Annotated in this window: 15 protein-coding genes and 1 tRNA gene; 7 read left to right on the top strand and 9 right to left on the bottom strand. The window is 63.3% G+C overall.

Annotation, left to right across the window (positions count from 1 at the left end):
• The first annotated feature begins 183 nt into the window (after positions 1-183).
• Complete coding sequence (gene acs, locus H3H39_RS21215) at positions 184-2,190, top strand: acetate--CoA ligase (protein ID WP_182156267.1); 2,007 nt, start codon at positions 184-186, stop codon at positions 2,188-2,190.
• A 127-nt stretch (positions 2,191-2,317) separates the two neighbouring features.
• Positions 2,318-2,408: transfer RNA gene (locus tag H3H39_RS21210), tRNA-Ser, on the top strand.
• A gap of 441 nt (positions 2,409-2,849) precedes the next feature.
• Here H3H39_RS21210 and H3H39_RS21205 read toward each other — a convergent pair.
• The 3 genes from H3H39_RS21205 to H3H39_RS21195 form a co-directional block, all read right to left on the bottom strand.
• Positions 2,850-3,026, bottom strand: coding sequence for a hypothetical protein (locus H3H39_RS21205; RefSeq protein ID WP_182156265.1), 177 nt, complete (start codon positions 3,024-3,026; stop codon positions 2,850-2,852).
• 79 nt (positions 3,027-3,105) lie between these two features.
• Positions 3,106-3,267: an mRNA interferase gene (locus H3H39_RS21200; protein ID WP_182156263.1), complete on the bottom strand. Its 162-nt coding sequence runs from the start codon at positions 3,265-3,267 to the stop codon at positions 3,106-3,108.
• A gap of 150 nt (positions 3,268-3,417) precedes the next feature.
• Complete coding sequence (locus tag H3H39_RS21195; RefSeq protein WP_182156261.1) at positions 3,418-4,722, bottom strand: HD-GYP domain-containing protein; 1,305 nt, start codon at positions 4,720-4,722, stop codon at positions 3,418-3,420.
• 253 nt (positions 4,723-4,975) lie between these two features.
• Between H3H39_RS21195 and H3H39_RS21190 the strand changes: the two genes are divergently transcribed.
• A complete protein-coding gene (locus tag H3H39_RS21190; protein ID WP_182156259.1) occupies positions 4,976-5,191 on the top strand; it encodes a hypothetical protein in 216 nt (71 codons plus the stop codon).
• Between the two features lie 119 nt (positions 5,192-5,310).
• Here H3H39_RS21190 and H3H39_RS21185 read toward each other — a convergent pair whose 3' ends face one another.
• From H3H39_RS21185 to H3H39_RS21170, 4 genes are all read right to left on the bottom strand, one after another.
• Positions 5,311-7,101 (bottom strand): glycoside hydrolase family 9 protein, encoded by a 1,791-nt coding sequence (locus tag H3H39_RS21185; protein ID WP_182156257.1) that lies wholly within the window; start codon positions 7,099-7,101, stop codon positions 5,311-5,313.
• Positions 7,094-8,440, bottom strand: coding sequence for an MFS transporter (locus tag H3H39_RS21180; RefSeq protein WP_182156255.1), 1,347 nt, complete (start codon positions 8,438-8,440; stop codon positions 7,094-7,096). Before H3H39_RS21180 ends, H3H39_RS21185 begins: the two co-directional genes overlap by 8 nt.
• A 139-nt stretch (positions 8,441-8,579) precedes the next feature.
• Positions 8,580-9,908, bottom strand: coding sequence for a GH1 family beta-glucosidase (locus H3H39_RS21175; RefSeq protein ID WP_182156253.1), 1,329 nt, complete (start codon positions 9,906-9,908; stop codon positions 8,580-8,582).
• A 118-nt stretch (positions 9,909-10,026) separates the two neighbouring features.
• A complete protein-coding gene (locus tag H3H39_RS21170) occupies positions 10,027-12,450 on the bottom strand; it encodes a TonB-dependent receptor (RefSeq protein WP_182156251.1) in 2,424 nt (807 codons plus the stop codon).
• Positions 12,451-12,834: 384 nt separating this feature from the next.
• Between H3H39_RS21170 and H3H39_RS21165 the strand changes: the two genes are divergently transcribed.
• Positions 12,835-13,854 (top strand): LacI family DNA-binding transcriptional regulator, encoded by a 1,020-nt coding sequence (locus H3H39_RS21165; protein WP_182156249.1) that lies wholly within the window; start codon positions 12,835-12,837, stop codon positions 13,852-13,854.
• A gap of 66 nt (positions 13,855-13,920) precedes the next feature.
• Here H3H39_RS21165 and H3H39_RS21160 read toward each other — a convergent pair whose 3' ends face one another.
• Both H3H39_RS21160 and H3H39_RS21155 read right to left on the bottom strand, forming a co-directional pair.
• A complete protein-coding gene (locus H3H39_RS21160; protein WP_182156247.1) occupies positions 13,921-14,481 on the bottom strand; it encodes a lipase secretion chaperone in 561 nt (186 codons plus the stop codon).
• Between the two features lie 2 nt (positions 14,482-14,483).
• A complete protein-coding gene (locus H3H39_RS21155) occupies positions 14,484-15,827 on the bottom strand; it encodes an esterase/lipase family protein (RefSeq protein WP_182156245.1) in 1,344 nt (447 codons plus the stop codon).
• Between the two features lie 355 nt (positions 15,828-16,182).
• Here H3H39_RS21155 and H3H39_RS21150 point away from each other — a divergent pair, with 355 nt between their 5' ends.
• The 3 genes from H3H39_RS21150 to H3H39_RS21140 are packed head-to-tail and all read left to right on the top strand — an operon-like array spanning position 16,183 to position 18,591.
• Positions 16,183-17,481 carry a hypothetical protein gene (locus tag H3H39_RS21150; RefSeq protein ID WP_182156244.1) on the top strand — a complete coding sequence of 433 codons (1,299 nt, stop codon included), beginning with the start codon at positions 16,183-16,185 and terminating at the stop codon, positions 17,479-17,481.
• Between the two features lie 10 nt (positions 17,482-17,491).
• The gene (locus H3H39_RS21145) at positions 17,492-18,031 is read left to right on the top strand and encodes a hypothetical protein (RefSeq protein ID WP_182156242.1); all 540 of its coding nucleotides are present in this window, start codon (positions 17,492-17,494) and stop codon (positions 18,029-18,031) included.
• 5 nt (positions 18,032-18,036) lie between these two features.
• The gene (locus H3H39_RS21140; RefSeq protein WP_182156240.1) at positions 18,037-18,591 is read left to right on the top strand and encodes a hypothetical protein; all 555 of its coding nucleotides are present in this window, start codon (positions 18,037-18,039) and stop codon (positions 18,589-18,591) included.
• Positions 18,592-18,617: the final 26 nt, after the last annotated feature.

Here is an 18,617-nt window from a genome sequence, read left to right as displayed (position 1 = left end):
TCGCATCCGCGCGGCGCCTTGATGCGTCAGGAATGCCCGAATTAAAAGATTGGTAAAATGGCACAACAGGCGTGATTGCAACGGGTACTGACGTCAAATCCACTGCCGCCGAATGTCTGTAAGGACTCAGTAAGCGATCAAGTTTAATGTTGTTATCAAACGATTACTACACTGGAGATCAGCATGACCAGCACCGCAAACCAAGCACAAAGCGCCCAACAACAGGGTCCACAAGAATCCCGCGTCTTCGCACCGCCAGCGGCGTTCGCGGAGCAGGCCGCCGTATCGGGCATGGCCGCCTACGACGCCCTGTGCGCCGAAGCGGCCGCCGACTACGAAGGTTTCTGGGCCCGTCTGGCCCGTGAAAACCTGGCGTGGCAAAAACCGTTCACCAGTGTGCTGAACGAAGCGGACGCGCCGTTCTACAAATGGTTCGAAGACGGCCACCTGAACGTGTCGTACAACTGCCTGGACCGCAACCTGCAGAACGGCAACGCCGACAAGACCGCCATCATCTTCGAAGCGGACGACGGCACCAGCACCCCCGTCAGCTATCGCCAACTGCACGAAAAAGTGTGCAAATTCGCCAATGGCCTGAAATCGCGCGGCATCAAGAAGGGCGACCGCGTCATCATCTACATGTCGATGTCGGTGGAAGGTGTGGCCGCCATGCAAGCGTGCGCCCGCATCGGCGCCACCCACTCGGTGGTGTTCGGCGGCTTCTCCGCCAAATCGCTGCAGGAACGCATCATCGACGCCGGCGCCGTGGCCGTGATCACGGGCGACGAGCAACTGCGCGGCGGCAAGCAACTGCCACTGAAAGCCATCGTTGACGAAGCGCTGGCGCTGGGCGGCTGCGAATCCGTGAAGGACGTGATCGTCTACAAACGCACGGGCGGCAACATCGCCATGGTGGCCGGCCGCGACATGTGGCTGAGCGACCTGGTCGATCAGCAGTCGGCCGAATGCGAACCGGAATGGGTGAGCGCCGAGCATCCGCTGTTCATCCTCTACACGTCCGGCTCGACCGGCACCCCGAAAGGCGTGCAGCACTCGAGCGGCGGCTACCTCCTGTGGGCCGCGTTGACGATGAAGTGGAGCTTCGACATCAAACCGAACGACGTGTTCTGGTGCACGGCCGACATCGGCTGGGTGACCGGCCACAGCTACATCGCCTACGGCCCGCTGGCGGTGGGCGCCACCCAGGTGGTGTTCGAAGGCATCCCGACCTACCCGAACGCGGGCCGGTTCTGGGACACCATCGCCAAGCACAAGGTCAGCATCTTCTACACGGCGCCGACCGCGATCCGTTCGCTGATCAAAGCCTCGGATGTCGATCCGAAAGTGCATCCGAACAACTTCGACCTGTCCACGCTGCGTTTGCTGGGCACGGTGGGCGAGCCCATTAATCCAGAAGCGTGGATGTGGTACTACAACAATGTCGGCCGCGAAAAATGCCCGATCGTCGATACCTTCTGGCAGACGGAAACGGGCGGTCACATGATCACCCCGCTGCCGGGCGCCACGCCGATGGTGCCGGGTTCGTGCACGCTGCCGCTGCCGGGCATCATGGCCGCCATCGTCGACGAAGCGGGGCATGACGTGCCGAACGGGCAGGGCGGTATTTTGGTCGTCAAGCGTCCATGGCCATCGATGATCCGCACCATCTGGGGCAATCCGGAGCGCTTCAAGTCCGGCTACTTCCCGGAAGAACTGGGCGGCAAGATGTACCTGGCGGGCGACGGCGCGATCCGCAACAAGGAAACCGGCTACTTCACCATCACCGGCCGTATCGATGACGTGCTGAACGTATCGGGTCACCGCATGGGCACGATGGAGATCGAATCGGCGCTGGTGGCCAATCCACTGGTGGCCGAGGCGGCCGTGGTGGGCAAGCCGGACGATACGACGGGCGAATCGATTTGCGCGTTCGTGGTGCTGAAGCAGGCGCGTCCGACGGGCGAAGATGCCAAGCGGCTGGCGCTGGAGTTGCGCAACTGGGTGGGCAAGGAGATTGGACCGATCGCCAAGCCGAAAGAAATCCGCTTCGGCGACAACCTGCCGAAGACGCGCTCGGGCAAGATCATGCGTCGTCTGCTGCGCGTGCTGGCCAAGGGCGAGACGATCACCCAGGACGTCTCCACGCTGGAAAATCCAGCGATTCTGGAGCAGTTGAAGGAAGCGTCCTAAACGTTGGAAGAAGGCGGGCAGCCGGGTGATGTTGGTTGTCCGTCGGATGGAGGGGTTGCCGGCAAATAATGTTGGTGGTTTCCAAAAACCTTGCTATAATCTGCCGCTCCCTGAATGGGGAGAAGCAGGAGAGATGGATGAGTGGTTGAAGTCGCACGCCTGGAAAGCGTGTATAGGTTCATAGCCTATCGGGGGTTCGAATCCCCCTCTCTCCGCCAGGAATACAAATGTAAAGAAGGCCACCCTCGGGTGGCCTTTTTGCATTTGTTTCATGGCGGAGAGAAGCAGGGCGCCTGCGCGCCCTGCGTGGGGGATTCGAAGGCATCGCCCCTGCAGGGGCGAGCCGCTCCGAATCGCCATTTTGCCACCGCAACGCGGTGGCGCGCCGGAGGCGCCGCGCGCAGCGCAAAATTCCTAAAAGCATCATTCTCTCTGGCAAATTTGGCCGATTGCCGGGACTGACCCCGCTGACCCCGTTGACTGCTCTGACAAATTTGGCCGATTGCCGGGACTGACCCTGTTGACTATTGCCGGGACTGACCCTGTTGACTGCTGCGGCGCTTTGCCCTCTCACAAATTACTTGATAAATTCGATATTTCCCTTTGCTGCCGATCGCAATGACAAAATTGCGCGTCGCCCGTTGGGTTCGGTCACCTATTCACGCGAGGCGCAGCTCAAGATGCTTTCCCAGCGCTGCGACTGCCTGCTCGATGCTATCAAGCTTTGACGTATGGCGCACATCAATGAGGCGGTTCACGTTCTGCGGAATCGTGCCCATCCGACGTGCCAGCTCTGATGGGCCGACACCTTGGGCAAGCATTTCGTTCAGCAACAATACTTTGGCCGAGATGTTGATGGGGAGCGAAACTAAACGCGCCGAGCGCCCGTACGGAACCGCCTCACTTCAACTTGAGCTACTTCTTGACGCCTTCAACCAACCCCTTCTTCAGTTCTTTTGCCGGAGGGCGTGGCAAGTGACTCATTTCACCATTGCAGTAGACGCTGAGGTGATTCGTTCTCTCCTCAAAAGTCGCGCCTTGCACGCCGAGCGACTTCACAATTTCGCTTTGCTTCACGGTAGCTCCGTTCGCCGTTGCGACAGAGTTGGATTAAGCACGCATGCTTAAATCGTCAAGCGCAATTGAGCAAGCGTGCTTGATATAGCAATCTTTATCGGCGGTGGCTGGCGGGTTCAGCCATTGGTGACTGCGAAGAACTGTCCGGCGTCAATGCGCCGCCGCAGTCTCCGGATGCCGCAGTTGCAATTGCAAATCCTTGAGCGCCCCCTGCGACAGTCCTGTGAGTTCGGGCGAGCGGCGGTCGATTTCGTTGGCCAGGTCACGCAATAGCCAGTCCATCTCGTCCAGCATGGCGTGCAGTTCCACCCGCAATTCCGGCGCATCCTGCGTCATCGCCAGCATGCTGCTCATGTTGTCCGGGTCCATGCCGGCTTGCAGCACGACCGAGCGTATCTGTGCCATGCGCTCGAACAGGAAACCCAGCGGTGCCTTGTCGCCGGGTGCGGGAGCTTTCTGTCCCACCAGCATGGCGCGCAGGCTGAACCATGCTTGCAGCAGCTCGCCAAGATGGTTCAGCTGCGCGGCCGTGTCCTCCTCGCTGGGCAAGCCGTGCTCATCACTTGCCGTCACATGCAACAGGTCGCGCAGCGCATCGAGCATGGCCGGCGCGAAACGGGCGCGGTTGATCCTGAATAGCATTTCGACGCGGGGCAGGGCCAAACGCTTGATGGCCGCCTCCGTCACGTCCGCCACGCCCAGCAACTTGCCCAGCGTGCCGATGTTATTGCCGGACAAGGCATGCGGATAGCCGCTACCGTCCATGCGCTCGTGGTGCTGCAGGATGGCTTGCGCCGCCGCGGCGGGAAAATCGGGCATTTCATGCAGCAGTACATAACCGGTGATGGGGTGCACATGGACGAAGCGGCGCTCTTCGGTCGTGATGCTGTGGGTCAGGTCCAGGATGTCCGGATCGGTATGCATTTCGCCCATGTCGTGGCACAGGGCGGCGAGCAGGATGGTGCCGTAGTCCTCCTCGGGCAGGCGCAGCCGCTGCGCCACGGCAAAGGCGATGATGGCCACGCGCAAGCAGTGTTGATAGATTTCCTTGCGCTGCTCGCTCATCACGGTCAGGCGCAATTGCACCGGCGGCGGCAGCGTGAGGCTGACCAGGCTGTGCTTGAGCATGCGCGGGTCGCCGGCCCGGGTGACGATGCGGCGGTAGATGGCATCCTGCGCGATGATGCGGTCCACTTCGAGCGCGAGGAAATTGCCGTCGACGGGACGATCCGTCGTCAGCATGTTGTCGAGCGGCGCGGACAGGCGATGGCGGGTGAGGCGGGCGTATTGCAGGCTGTCGACCCTGGCGCCCTTGGCCAGCAGTTTCATGCCGTTGCTGGCATAGATGTCGGCACTGGCCAGAACTTCCCGCGTGTCGCCCATCTCCGTCACGGCGAGAATGTAGTGCGGGCTCTCGCCAGGAATCTCCTGCGGAGGAATCAAGTCTGCTTTCATGTGACATCCCGTTGCGGCCGAAGAAACTCGACCCGTCTGCGCAACCATGGTGGCGTTGAAGGCGCCGCACGGCAAGCAGCCAAATCAAGTATTGAGAATAATCAAATTGGATTGCGTCGGTTGGTGGAATTTTGAACAGGATATCACGCGGCCTGGTGGCACATCGGCGCGATGGCGGGCGGAATCGGTCCGCCCATGTGGTATTTTTGCCGCACGCCTTGCATCGGCCCATAGCCATCCCCACGTGCGGAACATGACAAAAGACAAACTGAACTGGAAACGCCCCCTGTTCTACCTGTTGCTGCCCGTCTTGCTGGTGATGGTGTTTGTCGGTTTTCCCTTGCCGGTTGCGCCGCCGCCGGCGCTCAAGGCCGGACAGGAACAGTCCACCACGGTCAAGCGCCGCAAACGCAGGCTGCCCTGGTGGATGCGCTACGAGCGGACGGAGGACGAGGAAGCGGGGAGGTGACGCCGTCGGTGGCGCGCGCCATCACACGCCGGGCGACACGGCCGCGTCAATGTGACCGTGGCCTGCCGCTCCAGCGCCCACGCGCGCAGGGTGGGCTGCGTCAAACGGTGCGGATCATTTCAGCGCGCCAACGACCCGCCGGGATCAGCGCTCACTTGCGGCCAAGACGCCAGCGCTGCCGCAACGTAGACCAGTGGCGCATTCCAGTTGATCGCAATTTCATTGCTTGCGTAACTACAGACCTGGTCCAGATAGGACCGCGCAGCCAGGTTCGATGGGTAGGCCTGCGCACATTCCTGCTTGTCCTGTTGCCCCGGTTGCGGGCCGCCGACCAGGAAGCCCGGCACCGGCGCGGTAACGTGGTCCGCTTGCGAGGGCCGGTGGTGCGGGTGCTGTGGCGATGGACTGCCGTAACCGGTGACGAAGGAGTACCCAGTCGCATTGCGACCGAGCACGTAGTCGAACGCCGACTGCGCCGCGTCCAGGTAGGCGCGCTGGCCACCGAGGCGATAGGCCTGCAGCAGCATGATGGCTTGATTGAGCGCCACGGCGTTGCTGCCCCAGACAAAATCGGCTTGCCGCATCGCGACCGCGTAGGCCGAGTTCTTCCGGGCCGCCAGCAATGCGTCGCCTAGCGTCATGATGCGATTCGCGATGAGCGCCCGGTCGGCGATGGGGCTCAGATGGTAGCGGTGATGCGCCAGTGAGATCCAGGCGAGGCTGCCCACGTCGTCCCATGCCGGCACTGTGGCGGATACCCCGCCCGGCTTCATGGCAAGGTAGAAGCTGTCGTCGGCCGTGCTGATATAGAGTTCCGCCGCCGCCCACATGAACTCGTCGTCCAGTGTGGCATCGCCGTATTCACCGGTGACGATATCGGCCGGCTGGCGGTAAACCTCGTCCGGATGGGCCTGTGCCCAGGCCCATGCCATCTTGGCGGCCGCGAGCATTCGCGCCGACAAGCCCGGCAGCTTGTCCTGGTACGGACGCAGGACGCGGCTGGCGCTGGCCATCACGGCGGCAAAGTCGAGCGTCGCCGCCGTCGTCTTTTGGACCACGTAGCGCGCGCTGGTGGCCTGGTCCGGCATCACCATGGGATCGAAGGTCTTGTTGGTCAGCTTGTGATAAACGCCGCCATCGTTCGGGTCTTGCATCGACAGCATCCACTCCAGATTCCACAGGGCTTCGTTCAATATGTCCGGAATGCCGTTGCCCGATTCGGGGATGTTCACTTGCTGCGCCTGGAAGTACGCTGGGAAATGCTCATAGGCGGCCAGCAGCGTATAGGTGGCGATGCCGGAGTTGACCATGTATTTGTTGTAGTCGCCCGCGTCATACCAGCCTTTGGGGCTGGCGATGACAGTGCCTTCGGGCCGCGCGGCGGAGGCTGCCGACCGGTGCACCAGTACCTGCGTATCCGGATGGCCGGCCGCGCGCGCGTACGCGCCGGCGTGCTGTGCCAGCAGGGCAGTGCCGGCACGGTTGAAGTAGAAGCCCTTGAGCGCGGCCGCGCTGACCGCGCGGTAAACATCCGTGCCGATGGTAAAGCGCGTGGAAGCGGCCAGGCCATCGACCTTGATCTGGTAGTCGCCCGGCGCGGTCAGGCCTGAGAAATCAGCCAGGCTGACCATTTCGCCGGACGGTGCCCAGTGTGCAGGGGTGCCCAGCACGCCGTGCCAGACCACGGTGCCGTTCGTGGCGTTCACCACCGAAAAAACCATTGCCGGGCTCGCCGGTACCACGGCCACTTTGTCCGAGGCCGGCAGGAAGCCGAGTTGATTGAGCTTGATGCTGGCTGTGGTTGTGGCTATGGGCGCGGTACACGCGCCAGCGGTGGCGGCCAGCGCCGACAACAGGAGCGCAGCGGCGGTCGAGCGCAGGCCAGGTTTCCGCAAGGGCGCTTTATTCATTCGACGCCGCCGCCAGTGGCGTCTGTTCCGGCGGTTGCTGCGCCGCGCCTTCCTCCTGGTAGAAGGGCGCGAACCAGCATGCCAGGAACGATGGAATGGTCGCGACCATCACGAAGACAAAGTAGCTGACGTAGCCGAGCCGCTGCTGCAGGTGGCCGCTGATCACGCCGGTGACCAGGCCGCACAGGCCCATCAGGCCGGTGCCGAATGCGTAGTGGGTGGTGGCGTATTTACCGGGAGCCAGTTGCTGCATCAGATAGATCATGAAGCCCACCGCGCCGAAGCCGAAGAAGAATTTTTCAACCACCACGCCGAGGCTGATCACCAGCAGATTGCTGGGCTGGTAGATGCTCATGATCAGGAAGGTGACGTTCGGAATATTGACCGCGCAGCACAGCAGGAACAGTGTCGCTTTCAGGCCCCGCCGCGCGACGAAGAAGCCGCCGAGCAGGGAGCCGAGCAGGACGGCGGCCAGGCCATAGGTGCCGTAGATAATGCCGAGCAATTCGTTCGACAGTCCGAGTCCGCCGCTGGCACGCGGGTCGACCATGAAGAATGGCCCTATCTTTTCCAGAAATCCTATGCTGAGCCGGAACAGAAACGCGAATGCGATCATGTGCCACACGCCGCGTTTCTGGAAGAAGGTGGTCAGCGCGTCGCCCAGGATGCCGCCCGCGTCCCGGATGCTGGCCGGCGTGTTGGCGGCGCGGGCGCCGTCGGGCATGAAGCGGGCATGCCACAGCGCCATCAGGATCGTGATGGCGGCGACGATGAAGAACACGATGCGCCAGGCGTCCATCCATTCCGGGCCCGGCGTCCCGGCGTCATGATGGAACCATTGCGTATGGAGCTTGCCGCTCAGGTAGACCAGGCCACCGGAAGCGACGATGGGCCCGATATTCCAGCTCAGGCTCTGGATGCCGCAATACAGCGATTGGCTGCGCTGGTCGAGCGAAGTGACGTAGACGCCATCGCAGGCGATATCCTGGGTGGCGCCGATAAAGGACAGCAGGCCGAACATGGGCAGCAGTACGACCATGTAACCGGGCAGCGCCATGGCCAGGGCGATGCCGGCGAAGCCCAGGCCGATGACCGCTTGCGCGCACAGCACGAAAAACTTCTTGGTGCGGTACATCTCCACGAACGGCGCGAACAGGGGCTTGATGGTGTAGGCGAGGATGAGCATGCTTGAGTACTGCGCAGCCTGGCCATTGCCCATGCCCAGGTTCTTGAACATGATCGCCGTCACGCTGGTGAGCATCACATAGCACAATGCCATGGTGAAGTAGCCGCTGGGTACCCATAGCAGCGGGGAAATCGTCCGGTTAGCTGCGCGCATGATGGTGGTCCATTTCGTTGGTCATAGCGTGTGATCCTACCTTGGTGTCGCCCCTGTCGGCCAACAAGCGTGGCCCCTCGGTGCAAGAATCCTGATGCATGGCGTTCTCCCGATTGCTGTGATGCGTCGTTTGCCAGGTTCAGGCCAGCGCTTGCCGCTGGCCGGTGATGAAGTCGCGGTACCAGATGGCGCTGTCCTTGGGCGTGCGCTGTTGCGTCGCGTAGTCGACGTGGACGATGCCAAAACGCTTGGCGTAGCCGGAATTCCATTCGAAATTGTCCAGCAGGCTCCACAGGAAATAGCCGCGCACATCGACCCCTTGCTCCATCGCCGCCGCCAGCGCGGCCAGGTGTAGTCTGATATAGGCGATACGGGCGCTGTCCGGCACCCGGCCATCGGTCAGCCGGTCCGCGTTGGCCATGCCGTTCTCCGTGATGTAGATGGGGGGCAATGCATACTCGCGCTTGAGCGCCAGCAGCAGTTCGGTCAGTCCTTGCGGGTAGATTTCCCAGCCCATGTCGGTGAAACCCTGTCCGCCCTGGGGCGTGCGCGGCGGCGTTTCGGCGCTGCAGTACGCGCGGAAGTAATAATTCACGCCGAGGAAATCGAGCGGCTGGCCGATGATCTCGAAGTCGCCCGCACGGACTTCCGGTCCATTGGCGCCATGCGCGCGCAAGGCCAGTTCCGGATAGCGCCCCTTGAAGATCGGGTCCATGAACCACTGGACCGAGCGTGCATACTCAAGGTCGGCCATGGCGCGGTCGGCTGCCGATGTGGTGGCGGGGTCGGCGGTCCATTGGTTCAGGACGATGCCGAGTTTGGCCGTGGTACCCGTCGCGCGCATCGCCTGCATGGCCAGCCCGTGGGACAGCAGCAGGTGATGCGATACCTGGATCGCCGATTTCGCATCGGCGACGCCGGGCGCGAATTGGGCATTGCCGTAACCCAGGTTGGCGCTGCACCAGGGTTCGTTATGGGTGGCGATGGCGTCGACCCGGTCGCCGAAGCGGCGCGCCACTTCCGCCGCGTAGTCGGCGAAACGACAGGCGGTATCGCGATTGAGCCAGCCGCCATGGTCTTGCAATGCCTGGGGCAAATCCCAATGGTAGAGCGTCAAGTGCGCGCCGATTCCTTTTTCCTTCAAGGCGTCGAGCAGGCGGTCGTAGAAATCAAAACCGGCTTCATTCCAGGCGCCCCTGCCGTCGGGCTGCACGCGTGACCATGCCATGGAAAAACGGTAGGCGTCGACGTTGAGCGAGGAGATCAGGTCGACATCCTCGCGGTACCGGTGATAGTGATCGCAAGCCACGTCGCCGGTGCTGCCATCGATGATATTGCCGCCCTGGTGGCAGAAGGTGTCCCAGATCGACGGCCCCTTGCCGTCTTCGTCCCAGGCGCCTTCGATCTGGAAGGCGCTGGTGGCAACGCCCCAGGTGAAATCGGCGGGAAATGGATGTCGTTCACTCATGGTTTAAGTCTATGTAATGGGATGGAAATAAGGCGTCCTGGTCCGCCGCGCAGCTTGTGGCCGCGCGGCGTCCTGCGGCGGAACCGCTACCGGTACCGGCGCAGCGGTTCTCTTTAGCTTAGAAGTCGAAGCCGGTGTTGATGCCAAAAGTGCGCGGAGGCAGGTATTGCGCGAGCCAGACGTTGCCGCCGTTGGAAGCGCTGGTCTTGACGTTGCCGTTGCCCGCATTGCGCACGAAGGCGTCGATCCACCAGTTCTTCTTGCTGTAGCGCAGGCCCAGATCGGAGCGGGTGTACGCCTGTTGTTTATCGCCATCGCCCAGATTGAATACGCTGAGCCAGGACGAGGTTTCGTAGTGGGTGCTGATGCGCGGCGTCAACGTGGCGTCGTCGTTCAGATGGACCGTATGCTGGTACATCAGTTGCAGCGAGAATTTGGGCGAGTGCGGCATCGTATTGCCCGACACGTCGAGGCAGGTGCTGATGCCCGGGATCGAGCACACCGGCAGCGAGTAGTCGTTGGAGCCGGCGCCGCGCAGCGTACCTAGCACCGCGTGGGTCCAGGCCAGCGACGCCTGGAGCTTGTCGTCCTTGGTGAGCTTGGCGGCGATTTCCGACTCGAAACCATAGACCGTCGCGCCTTCGGCATTGCTGGTGGCCAAAGCATGGGAGCCGTCAGGTTTGGTCACCGGCGAGCTGAACTGGAAATCCTTGAATTTCGAGTAGTACAGCGCATTGTTGATCTTCAGCGCGCCGCCCATCAGCGTGCTCTTGGAACCGATTTCATAGTTGGTCAGGGTTTCCGCGCCATAGTGCAGGCCGCCGTCCTGCAGCCCGCCCGACTTGTAGCCGGTCGAGACGCTCGCATAGACCATGTTGTTGCGGTCGATATCGTAGCCGATACGGGCCAGGCCGGTCATCTTGTGGCCGGTGAACTCGCCGTCGTTCGATGGCACGCTCGGGCTGTAGCCCTGGCCCGGCTTGGTCGGATCGATACTCGGGCTGACGGGCACCTGGGGCACGGATGCGTCGTAATTCCAGGTGTAGCCGTTGCCGCCGACGTTGGTGCGCTTGTCGGACGTGTAGCGCAGGCCGCCGGTCAGGTGCAGGCTGTCACTGGCGTTCCAGGTCGACTGGCCGAACACGGCGGTCGAGGCCACGGTTTCCTTGGGCTGGATGAACGAACCTTGCCAGGCCACCGTGCCTTGCTGGGTGCCGTTAAAGATCGGAATATCGAAGCGCATGTCGTTCTTTTCCGCGCCATAGTACAGGCCGAGCTGCCAGTCGACAGCCCGCTTGCCCACCGATTGCAGCTCCAGCTCATGGCTGTAGTTGGCGTAGTGGGACGACACCGTATTGTTGGCCTGGAAGGTGGCGCCGGTGGCGAAGCTGGTCGGGATGTTGGCGCCGCCGTCAGCGTCGAAGGTGGATGAGCCACTGAAGCGCGAATAGCCGGCGATGTAGGTGAGCATGGTCGCGTCGTTGAGGCTGTATTCGACGCGGCTGCGGAACGAATCGGTATCGCGCGTGAGCGAGGGGGCGGTATCGATCAGGGCCGACCACTTGTCCTGGCCGGGACGCTGGGTTTGCAGCAGGTTCATGCTGAGCGTGCCGCGGTCGGCGAAGTTCTCGTAGGCCAGATTCCATTTCAGTTGCGGCGTCGGCTGCCACAGGAAGCTCAGGCGCAGCGCGCTCTGGTCCTGGGCGCCATACTTGGGACCGCCCGTGACGAACAGGTTCGGATTGATCGGCTGGAAGCTGGCCAGCGTGCCGCCGCTGGCCAGATAGGCGGCTTGCTGGCTGGCCACGGAAGGGACGGGCAGCTTCTGGAAATCGACATAACCGTCGTGCTGCTCGTGGACGAAGGCGATGCGCATCGCCGCCGTGTCGCCGAGCGGCACGTTCACCGCGCCGCGCGCGCCCAGGCGGTGGTAGCTGCCGGCGCCGGTTTCGACATTGCCGCTGCTGTCACCCAGCACTGGCTTGGCCGTTTGCATATTGACCGCGCCAACCGACGAGTTGCGGCCCCATAGCGTGCCTTGCGGGCCGCGCAGCACTTCAATCGCGTCGAGGTCGAACAGCAGCGACGTCGCGCCTTCCGGGCGCGGCGAGTAGATGCCGTCGATGAAGGAGGCCACTTCCGGGTCCGCGTATTCAGTCTTGGCGCTGTCGTTGCCAATACCGCGCAGGGTCATGGTGATGACGCCATGATCGCCTTCGGTGGTGGCCTGGAAGCCGGGGACCAGATTCACCACGTCCTGGATGGTCTGGACATGGTTGTCCGCCAGGGCGTTGGCGTTCAGGGCGGTGATCGCCACCGGGGTGCGCTGCAACGAGGTGGCGCGTTTGGTCGCCGTGACGAAGACTTCCTGAATCACGTTGTCGTCTTTTACGGCCGGGGCGGGGGCGGCGGCCGGCGCGGCTGCCGCTGCCTGTTCCTGGACCTGGGCCTGTGCCGTGCTCATGCCGGCCAGCAGCGTCAGGATGGCGAATTGAATCGGGGAGGCCGCATAGAGGCGGCGCGGCGGTGCGGAATGAGTCATCTTGTCTCCAGATGGATTTATTGATTTATTGGATTTGATCTTGCTGTTTGTTTCACTGTGAACCGATCCTTTCAATTTGAAATCGGTTTCATTTATCGTGAAATCGATTTCATGGTACATTTGAAAAAGCGCCGATGTCAAACAAAAAAATCGTCGTCCGGATAATTTTGCTGGGATGGGCCGCCGCGGCGTGCCGCGCGTGGCCGCTGGCGCGCAAGGCCCCAGCCGCGTGGTTGATGCCACTCCCGGGCGGGCGATGGATGATGCCCGCCATGTTTCGGCCTCGGTTGAGGGGCGTTGGCGAGCCATTTCAGAAACCGGTTTCATGCTATGCTGTCGGAGGGCGCGGTCTTGCCGCGCCAGCTTTCGTGCACATAAGGACCCATGAAAAAAGATACGAACAATGCGACATCGACCACCGTCTATGAGGTTGCGCGTGTGGCCGGGGTGTCGCCCGCGACGGTTTCCCGGTTCTTGAACGGCACGGCCAAGATCTCGGACGAAAAGCGCGCCAGCATCGAAAAGGTGATCGAGCAGCTCAATTACAAGCCGAATGTCCTGGCCCAGAGCCTGAAGATGGGAAGTTCACGCACCATCGGGGTGCTGACGCAGTCCCTCGTCAGCGGCTACTTCAACGAAGCGATGACCGGCATCGACGAAGCGATGAAGGATGCGGGCTATGTCCCGCTCATCATGACCGGCCACTGGCACGCCAGTGAAGAAGCCGAGCGCGTTGAATTGTTGATCGCGCGCCGCGTCGACGGCCTGGTCATTTTGACTGGTAATATGAGCGACGCGCAAATTCTGCAATATTCAAATCGGGTTCCCATCGTGGCGTTCGGCCGCAAACTGGAAGGCAAGCAGGCCTTCGGTTTTTGCCTGGACAATTACCAGGCCGCCTGCGACGCCGTCGATTACCTGATCGAGCAGGGGCACCGGCGCATCGCCTTCATCGAGGGGCCACCGGAGCAGGAGGATGCGCGCGCACGTCTGGCCGGCTATCGCGATACGCTGGCACGCCACAATATTGAAGTGAATCCGAAATTGATCGTACCGGGCGACTTCCTGGAATCGGGTGGCCTGTTGGCGGTCAACCAGTTGCTTGAAACGGGACAACGCTTCAGCGCCATTTTTGCCGGCAATGATTTGACCGCCTATGGCGCCCGTCTCGCGCTGTACCGGCGCAACATCCGCGTGCCGGAAGATGTCTCGATCATCGGCTTCGACGATTTGCACAGCTCCATGTGCACCACGCCGCCGCTGACAACGGTGCGTCAGCCCTTGTTTGATGTCGGCACATGTATCGGCCAGATCATGCTGAAGATGATCAACCACGAAAAATTCACGGTCGATATCCCGGCGCTCAGCCTGGTCGTGCGCGAATCCGTCCGGCGCATAGGCTAGAAGCCCGTCCAGCGCATGAAGCGTGGGCGCATACACCGAGCGGGCGAGGCGCCCGCATGGCGCGCCTCAGTCCTGCTTCAGCACCGGCACGCCGGGCGTATCGCTCGCTTCCAGGTGCGCCAGTTCCTCCTGATCGAAACGTTCGGCGCGCAGTTGCGCCAGTGCCGCCGCGCGCTGATCAGGCGTGTCGTCGCCGCGCTCGGCCACGCGGGCACGCTCGGTGCGATATGCCTGCACGCGGCGCTGCCATGCCGCTTCCGCCTGTTCCTGTTCGGCCAGTTGCGCCGCCACTTGCGCGTTGACGCGGCGCGCGCGCAGGCGATACACGGTCTGCTCGTCCGCGCCTTGTCGCCGCAGCGTGTGCACCTCCGTCTCCATTTGCGCCAGCGCGGTGGGCAGGGCAGGGACATCCACCGTCGTCGCAAGCGCGACCTCGTTGCGCCGCGCGTCCGCCACCGAAGCGGCGGCCGGCGCGGCGAATGGCGTGGCCTTGACGAAGTCGAAGTAGTTATCGTGATCCGCGACGGCAGTGCGTTCGGGTGCCGCCGCCGGCCATGCCGCATACAGCAGCACGGCCGCGACGACGGCCCCAGCGCAGGCGTTGCGTAAGCCTGGACCGGGGCGCATGGTTACAGCCCGAAGATGATGCCGGCGATATTGTCGTAGATCGGGTAGACGCCGGAGGTAGGCTGCAGCCAGCCGATCACGTCGAAGTGGTCGTAGGTGCTGTAGTAGCCCAGGTAGTTCCAGCTGCCGCGCACCGAGCTGCCGTTGTAGTTGCGCACGGGCTGGCCGGCGGGCGCCTTCATGCTCACCGTGTTGACCACGCCGTCGTTGGCGAACCAGCTGCTGTCGATCAGCACGCGGCTCGGATCGGTCTGCGTGTACGAGCCCATGCCGCGCTGCAGGATGGACGGCACCACCCACTCGCCGGCCGTGTTTTTGAGGAAGAAGATCATGTCGTCGCGCGCATACTGGTAGCTGCTGCTCTGGAACGGCGCGATGATGCGGTCGGTGCCGTTGCAGCACCAGCTGCCTTGCTCCGTGGCGTCGCTGCCGATCGAGTAGTAGTAAACGTTGGGCGACGTCTTCACCCAGTTATTGAGTTCGCGCGCGCCATCCGGCCCCAGGTCCCACTGGGCCGAATCGTGATTGGCCAGTTGCCAGAACGACGCGCCCTGGGTGCGGGCGAGGAAGTCGCTGATCGATTCGCTGGGGCCCTGCGCCAGGCCAAACTGTTCGAGGCGGAATTTGTAGATCGGATTGGTGCTGCCGCCCAGTCCCGCCACCTCGACGATCTTGCCCGCCAGTTCAGATACCTTGGGCACGTAATCCACGATCACGTCGCGCAGCGTGGTGCCGTTGTGGGGCGTGGAGATGGTGGTGGCGCTCTTGACCCAGCCCACCTTGCCGCCCGCGTACAATTCACCGCTGCCTTCATTGCCGTTGGGCGAACCGTTCTCCATCAACTGGATCATGGTGCGGATGGTCTGGCCACCCTGGCTGTGCGAAATCAGGTGCAGCGGATGGTTGGCGTCCCACGCTGGATACAGGGCCAGCGGATAGTGGTTGGGATTGTTGTTCGGATCGGCGGCCCAGCATTTGCCGGCCGGCGTCTGGATCGCGCCAAACGCGGCGTAGGCGGCCGTGTGCTTGAAGCCATAGTCGGCGCAGCCGCCCTTGATCTGGTAGTACAGCTCCACCGCGCGGTCCCAGTTGGAGCTGACCGGTCCCACGCCGGCCACGTAGACCTGGTGGTTGGCGCCGCTCAGGTGGCCGGCGATGTCGTTGGTGCCGCCCCAGTACAGGAAGCCGGTGCCTTGCAGTTCATCCGTGCCGAAGCCGAGGAAGCCGTGCACCATCACCACCGGATAGTTGTTGGCGGCTTGCACCTGCGGCACGGCCAGGCAGGCCGCCGCCACCGTCAATTGCGCCACGTGGCTTGCCGCTTGCAATACGATCCTTCGCATCATGTTGTCTCCATTTTTACGTTTATGTTTTGGGTGAGCTGATTTCAACACGAATGCACCGGGCGTCCGGCGCGCACGTCTGTTCGCGGCAAGCCAACCGCATGGCCACGCAAGCCACGCCGGGGCGTGCGTAGCGCGAACTCAGTATGCACGTTGCGGGCGCATTGTGGGCATGGCACAACACGCGCGCCGCATCATAACCGACCAGCGGTAACAAGGATTACGCGATGGTGTGTAGCGCCACGCGCAAGGCTGCGATAGATCAAAGGCGGTGCTCGGCAGCGGCCTAGCATGTTCCCATGGTGGCTGCGGCGGCACTCCGTCCGGAGTGGGCGGCACCGATGCAGGAGGGCTGGCCATGACTGTCTTTATCGATACCAGCGGATTGTCCGATGTGGCCTTCGGCGACCTGTTTACGGCCACCGGCAGCGACAGCGGCCTTGGTGAAGTCAATGTCCCCACCGACAGCACCGTGTTCCAGGTCACTTATGTGGAAACGGCCGGCGCGCCTGCCACGGCAGACCGGATCAACCAGTTGGTCAACACGGACTTCGGCGTGCCGATCGTGATCAGCGCGCTTAACGACGGCACCGATCCCATCACCGGCATCGACCTGACGACGGTGGCCGGCGAAACCTATATTGACAGCAGCAGCGGCATTTCCATCGTGCGCGTCGTGTACGACGCCAGCCAGTGCCTCGGCTCCGGCTTTTTCGTCTTCGACGTGAACGGCAAGCAGATCACCTTTCCCGGTCCGGTGCTGCTGTATCACGAGCTGTCGCACGCGCTGCGGGCCGCCACCGGCACCACCCAGAGCAACGACGAGATTCCGGCCGAGACGGACGAGAATGTGCTGCGCAGCCAGGAAGGCCTGTGCCTGCGCGATGTGAACAACCACGGCGGCGGTTGCGGCGCGGGCGACACCTGCGGCGGCACCGTGAACGGCTGCTTCATCGTCTCGGCCACCACCGGTTCGCCCGAGTCGGAGGAAGTGCAACGGTTGCGGGCGTTGCGCGAGCTGGTGGCCGGCACCACCGGCCTGGGCGCCACGCTGATCGAGCGCATCTACGCGGAGTATTACCAGTTCAGTCCCGCCATCGCCGGCCGCCTGGGGCACGACGCGCTCGCGCGCCAGGCCGTGTTGCTGGTGGCCGTGCGGCCCTTGCTGGCGTGGTATACGCTGGCCGGCATCCTCGCCTTCGATGGCGATGGCAACGGCGCCGATCAGGCCATGCGCGACCTGGAGCGGGCTTGCCCGCGCTACCTGGGCCGCACCTCCGTGGCCGGCGTGCTGGCCGGGCTGCGCGCCGGCCAGCCGCTGCCGGACAAGATGCCGCCGCTGCTGCATAGCTTCGCGGCCGACGTGCGCAAGGCGGCCGTGCTGCCCAATGCCGGCTGGGCCATCCTCGATCCGCTGGCGCGGGCCTGGGGCGCGGCCGGCGCGCGGCGCGACGTGCGCGCCGAGGTGGCGCAATGGCTGGCCGACGCACCGCTCGACCAGCTGGCCCGGCCCGCCGAGGCACTGCTGGATGGCGAGCTGGCCGCGCTGGCCGGCCTGTTCGATTTCCGTCCTGACGCGCGGCGCGCGCTGGGTGCGCGGTTGGCGCTAGCCTGGCCGCAAGCCATCAGCGCGCTGGCGCGCCATGGTTTCATTTGAACCGAGGTGCATGATGACGATCCAACCGTTGAATATCCTGGGCGCCGAACTGCAGCGCCGCAGCGCCGAAGCGCTGAGCGCGGCCGCGCCGTGCGACCGCGAACCGCGCCAGTTGCTGGTGGAAGTGGATAACCCCGGCGGCACGCCGCTGCACGTGTGGACCAGCCGGCGCGCCTACGAGTACGACGCCGCCAGCGGTGTGCTCACGCTGTACCTGACCGAGCGCACGCCGGCGCTGCCCGACACCATCAAGATGATTTCCGACCATCCGCGCACGCCCAGCCAGGTCGAGGTGCCGCCGCACAGCCGCGCCAAGCTGGAGCTGGCCGTGCCGTCCGTAATACGGCGCCGGGTGCCGGGCAAGGGGCTGGGCATGGCGTTCGTGGAGGAAGCCATCACGCGGATCGAGCAGGTCGATCTGCACATCCAGTTCGCGGACGCGCCATTCACCAAGCCGCCCGACGCGACGCCCGAGGAACACCGCCAGCGCCTGCGCACGCAGGGTGAACTTGCGCGGGCCACCATCAGTCCCACCGGAACGAAGGAGTAAGCATCATGGCATCGATCGACGACGTATTCCACCAACTCCAGGCGGTCAACACCAACCTGTCCACGCTGCATGCGGACGGCATCGCTGAAACCAACGCCACCAACCAGGTCAAGAGCAGCGTCGACACGGTCGATGCCGACATCAAGGCCGGCTTCAACGCCACGGTCCAGGGCCTGACCACCATCGCGCTGATCGACATCGAAGCGGTCAAGCTGCTGTTCCACCTTACGCAGCAGACCGACACGGTGATCTGCACGCTGGAGAATATCTCACGCAACACCTGCGCCATGCTGACCCAGATGACCATCCAAACCCAGTTGCAACAGCGCATGGCCGACAACCTGGACGCGATCCGCGCCATGGAGGAGGCCGAGCACCCGGCGGCGGCGCTCGAGCGCGCGCGGCTGGCCGCGTTGCAGGCCGAGATCGAGCGCTGCTGCCCGCCGGAGCAAACGCCGCCGGCCTGTACCTACCAGCCATGCCCGAAAGTGGAGCGGGCCAAGATGCCGGACTTGCCCAAGGTGGGGGGCGATGGCAACCGTCCGCCTGGCCCCAACTAGTCAACCTGGCCGCCATGCGCGCGGCC

Origin of the sequence: Rugamonas apoptosis (assembly GCF_014042355.1) — a bacterium.
Classification (GTDB): Bacteria; Pseudomonadota; Gammaproteobacteria; order Burkholderiales; family Burkholderiaceae_D; genus Rugamonas; species Rugamonas apoptosis.
The sequence above is the reverse complement of the archived record's forward strand: the minus strand, read 5'-3'. Positions and strand labels throughout refer to the sequence as shown.